General features: G+C 70.0%; 3 protein-coding genes and 2 pseudogenes. All 5 read left to right on the top strand.

What is annotated here, in order from left to right; genetic code table 11:
• Positions 1 to 117: pseudogene (locus BMY40_RS27270) on the top strand (ATP-binding protein); the annotation flags it as partial.
• Positions 118 to 488: 371 nt separating this feature from the next.
• Complete coding sequence (locus BMY40_RS27275; protein WP_093663450.1) at positions 489 to 3,659, top strand: sensor histidine kinase; 3,171 nt, start codon at positions 489 to 491, stop codon at positions 3,657 to 3,659.
• A gap of 10 nt (positions 3,660 to 3,669) precedes the next feature.
• A complete protein-coding gene (locus tag BMY40_RS27280; protein WP_026057603.1) occupies positions 3,670 to 4,083 on the top strand; it encodes a roadblock/LC7 domain-containing protein in 414 nt (137 codons plus the stop codon).
• A 112-nt stretch (positions 4,084 to 4,195) separates the two neighbouring features.
• Positions 4,196 to 4,798, top strand: a complete 603-nt coding sequence (locus BMY40_RS27285; protein WP_245770359.1) for a DUF742 domain-containing protein — start codon at positions 4,196 to 4,198, stop codon at positions 4,796 to 4,798.
• A pseudogene (locus tag BMY40_RS27290) lies at positions 4,779 to 4,907 on the top strand (ATP-binding protein); the annotation flags it as partial. The gene BMY40_RS27285 and the pseudogene BMY40_RS27290, both read left to right, overlap by 20 nt.

Raw genomic sequence — 4,907 nt, forward strand, 5'->3', positions numbered from 1 at the left:
GCGCTGCAGATCGGTCCGGACGCGCCGATCATCACCACCGACGCGCGGCACCGGGCGGAGGCGAAGAGCGCGCTGATCACACTGGTCGAGCACGCCCTCCTGGCACGCCTGCGCTGATCCGGGCGCCGGCCTGCGTACGGTGGTCGCCCGGATCGCCCAAGTCGCCGACGGCGACAGCGGGTTATGGATCAGTAGCCGGGACGGACCGGGCCCCTCGCCCGGTCCGTCCCGGCCTTCATAACGTTTCGACAGAGAATTGCGGAGCGGATACCACTCGCCGCGAGCACCTCGTTCCCCAGCGCGTACAAAATTTCGGCCTTTCGTCAACCTGTGGGCCATATGCCCTTTTCCTCCCCGGTGCCCGCGTGTGATTCGCCACTGGTCCAGGTGTTTGGAAAGCTTCTGTCTGCCGTGCTGAAATTCGCTGAACTCAGCAGTAGTTACGGTTTCATCGAAGACGATGGGCTGAAGCCGAGAGGTTTGGTCGAGTGAGGCGAAGCAATCCGAGCTCCCCGCCCGGGGAGCCGCGTGGCAACTTCACGCCGCCGCAGCGCGCCGTGGAGGCGCACTCCGACCTGCCCGGAAACGGCGGGGAGTCGGGCAGCGGCGGCCGGTTCGCGGTGCGCAACTGGCGCGTGGCCACCAGACTGAACGCCATTCTCCTCATCCCCGTGCTCGTCGCCCTGGTCTTCGGCGGCTTCCGGGTGCAGGACTCCCTGGACACGCTGAACGAGGCGGAGGAGGCCAACCGCACCGCGGAACTGGTCCGCGCCGCCGCCACGTACGGCCACGCCCTGATCGACGAGCGCGACCGCACCGCCGCGCCGCTGCTGCAGGGCAAGACCGAAGACCCGGTGATCCAGGAGGTGCGCGGGGTCACCGACGCCGCGCGCGAGGAGTTCTACCGCCGCGTCGACCAGATGCCCGACCACCAGAACCTCAAACGCCGCCTCGCCGCCTTCCAGAAGGTCGAGCCGAAGCTGGAGGAGCTGCGGCAGGCCGCCTACACCGACCGGCTGAAGGGTGTGGAGACCGAGGAGGGCTACGTCCAGGTCCAGCACCCGCTGATGGAGTTCTCCAACGAACTGGGCCTGGGCACCGGCAACATCACCTCCTACGGCCGCAGCGTCTACGCCGCCTCCCTCTCCAAGGCCGCCGAGTCCCTGCAGCGCTCGATCGGCACCCACCTGCTGATCAAGCCCGGTCCGGGCGCGGCGGACAGGCAGCGCCAGCTCACCGCCTTCAGCTCCTACGCGTACCTGGAGAACATCGCCGTCGAGGAGTACCGCGGCGGTTCCTCCCCGGAGGACTGGGAGCTGCTGCAGGAGGAGATGGCCAAGGCCGCCGAGGAGGCCCGTGAGCGGCTCGCCGAGGCCGAGGAGGAGGCCGAGGCCGCCGGACGGGACTTCACCGCCCCGCCCGCGACCGACAAGATGATCCAGGCCATCGCCTCCGGGTCCTCCCCCCAGAAGCTGCGGGCCGGCGGCGTCACCGCCGAGAACTGGTACACCGCGGCCACCGCCAAGTTCAACGCCTACCGCGAGGTGGAGAAGCAGCTCACCGACCGTGCGGTGAACGAGACGGCCGAGATCGCCTCGGACGCCAAGCGGGACGCCATCGTCAACTCCGTCATCGTGCTCGCCGCCCTGGTGATCGCCTTCGTGATCGCCGGGATGATGGCCCGCTCGATGAGCAGCAACATGCGAAGGCTGCGCACCGCCGCCTTCGACGTCGCCCAGCAGCGGCTGCCGATGCTGGTCGACCAGCTCTCCCGCACCGACCCGGGCAAGGTCGACACCCGCGTCAAGCCCATCCCGATCAACAGCCGCGACGAGATCGGCGAGGTCGCCCGCGCCTTCGACCAGGTCCACCGCGAGGCGGTCCGCCTCGCGGCCGAGCAGGCGCTGCTGCGGGGGAACGTCAACGCCATCTTCACCAACCTCTCGCGCCGCAACCAGGGCCTCATCGAGGGCCAGCTCGCCCTCATCACGGACCTGGAGAACAACGAGGCCGACCCGGACCAGCTGGAGAACCTCTTCAAGCTGGACCACCTGGCGACCCGTATGCGCCGCAACGGCGAGAACCTGCTGGTCCTCGCGGGCGAGGAGCCCGGCCGCCGCTGGACCCAGCCGGTGCCGCTGGTGGACGTGCTGCGCGCCGCCTCCTCCGAGGTGGAGGACTACGAGCGCATCGAGCTGTCCGGCGTCTCCGAGAGCGAGATCCACGGCGCCGTCGTCACCGACCTGGTGCACCTGCTGGCCGAGCTGCTGGAGAACGCCACCTCGTTCTCCTCGCCGCAGACCAAGGTCCGGGTCACCGCGACCAGGCTGCCCGACGGCCGGGTGATGATCGAGATCCACGACAAGGGCATCGGCCTGACCCCCGAGGACTTCGCCGACATCAACCACAAGCTGGCCAACCCGCCGACGGTGGACGCGGCCATCTCCCAGCGCATGGGTCTGTTCGTGGTCGGCCGGCTGGCCAGCCGGCACGGCATCCGCGTCCAGCTGCGCCCCTCCGGCGAGCAGGCGGGCACCACCTCGCTGGTCATGCTCCCGGAGGAGATCACGCACGGCGGCGGCGGCCAGGACGAGATCGAGGAGGACTTCACCGTCTCCCGGATCGTCCCGGAGCAGCCGAACGCGGCCCAGTCCGCGCACCACGACCAGCAGCGGCAGCTCTCCGCCGCCGACCTGGGCTTCGACGACTCCCGTTACGGTTCCCAGGCCGGTTCGCAGGACGACTCCCCCCAGCTCGACCCGGTCGGGCGTTCGCTGATGCGCGAGGAGCGGCGTGCGGCGCTGGAGTCCCAGCAACCCCAGTACCAGGGGCAGGACGGCGACTACGGCGACGGGCCGAACGCCCAGGAGCAGTACGCCCCCCAGCAGGCCTCCTACGACCCCGAGCAGACCGGCCAGTACGGCTCGCAGGCCGGATTCCCGGAGGCCACCCCCTACGGACAGGAGGCGGGATACGGCCAGGGGTACCAGGAGGAGTACGGGCAGCAGTACCGGCAGGGCGGCGGGTACGGCCAGGAGTACCAGGAGGAGTACCGGCCGGACTACGGGGCCGGGTACGACGGGAACGGCTATGGCGGGAACGGCTACGGCGCCGGACAGGGGCCCGTCCGGAATACGGAAGCGGAATCCCTCCCCAGCGCTCCCGAAGACGGCCGGGAACGCGTAGGCTTCGATCGACCGGGGCAGACTTCGGACGCTTCCCCCACTGTGACCGGCGCAGGACTCCCGCGCCGGGAGTCGCGGAGGCAGCAGTCCGAGGAAGTCCCGGCCCCGCAGTACCAGCCGCAAGCGGAATCTCCGGAGGTGCCCCGGCAGGCGAATCGTTCCGACGATTCCGGCTGGCGCACGGCGAACGACGAGCGCTGGCAGCGGGCGGAGGGGCTCCGCGACCCCAAGGCCGGCGGAGTCACCCCCTCCGGTCTGCCCCGCCGCGTGCCCAGGGCCAACCTGGTCGAGGGCGCCGCGGAGCAGACACCCCAGGAGGGGGCCCAGGTCTCCCGCAACCCGGAGGACGTCCGCGGCAGGTTGAGCAACCTGCACCGCGGCGTCCGGCGGGGACGCACCGCGGGCGGCTCGGACAACACCCAGAATGACCGACCGGGCTTCGGCCCCGGCAGCACCTACGATCAGGAGCGTTAGTGTGAGCCCGATGAGCCAGGCGGCGCAGAACCTGAACTGGTTGATCACCAACTTCGTGGACAACACCCCGGGGGTGTCGCACACGGTGGTGGTCTCCGCCGACGGCCTCCTTCTGGCCATGTCCGAGGGGTTCCCGCGGGACCGTGCCGATCAGTTGGCGGCGGTCGCGTCGGGGCTGACCTCGCTGACCGCCGGTGCGTCGCGCATCTTCGAGGGGGGTGCGGTGAACCAGACGGTGGTGGAGATGGAGCGGGGGTTCCTCTTCATCATGTCGATCTCGGATGGTTCCTCGCTGGCGGTGCTGGCGCATCCGGAGGCGGACATCGGTCTGGTCGGGTACGAGATGGCCCTGCTAGTGGATCGCGCGGGTACGGTGCTGACGCCGGACCTCCGCGCCGAGCTGCAGGGAAGTCTGCTCAACTAGCAATACAGGCCGTGCGTATCGCGTCTCCGCGCCATAAGGTGCGGGGACGCGGTGGGCTAGCGGCACACGGAAGACGGCGGCCCGAGTGACATCAGGCAGTGGAGGAGGAGACGTGGCAACGCCCCCAGGCGGTCCCTACGGCGGTGAGCACCAGTCTCAGCCGCAGCACGACCCGCCCATGAAGCGCTACAACTTCCCCTCTGTCCCCAGCGGGCAGCAGTGGCAGGAATCCCACTCCCAGCCCGGGCCGCAGCAGTACCCCCAGTACCAGCAGCCTCAGCAGCCCCACACTCCGCAGCCTCCCCGCCCGAGGCAGGCCGAGGAGCCCCCGCGGCCCCGCCGAGCCCGGCAGGCGGCCGACGGCAGCGGCGGGTCGTCGCCGCTGGTGCGGCCGTACGCCATGACCGGGGGCCGTACCCGGCCGCGCTACCAGCTCGCCATCGAGGCGCTGGTGCACACCACCGCGCAGCCCGCACAGCTCCAGGGGCAGCTCCCGGAGCACCAGCGGATCTGCCATCTGTGTTACGAGATCAAATCGGTTGCCGAGATCTCCGCACTTCTCTCCATTCCCTTGGGCGTCGCCCGTATCCTCGTGGCCGACCTGGCCGAGGCCGGCCTCGTCGCCATTCACCAGCCGGGCAGCAGCAGCGAGCCCGGTGGCCAGCCAGATGTGACACTGCTCGAAAGGGTGCTCAGTGGACTTCGCAAGCTCTAGCGGTGCAACCCGCTCCACCACCTCCGCGAAGATCGTGGTGGCGGGCGGGTTCGGCGTGGGCAAGACGACCTTCGTGGGCGCCGTGTCGGAGATCAACCCGCTGCGCACC

The sequence above is a fragment of the Streptomyces radiopugnans genome (assembly GCF_900110735.1).
GTDB classification, from domain to species: Bacteria; Actinomycetota; Actinomycetes; order Streptomycetales; family Streptomycetaceae; genus Streptomyces; species Streptomyces radiopugnans.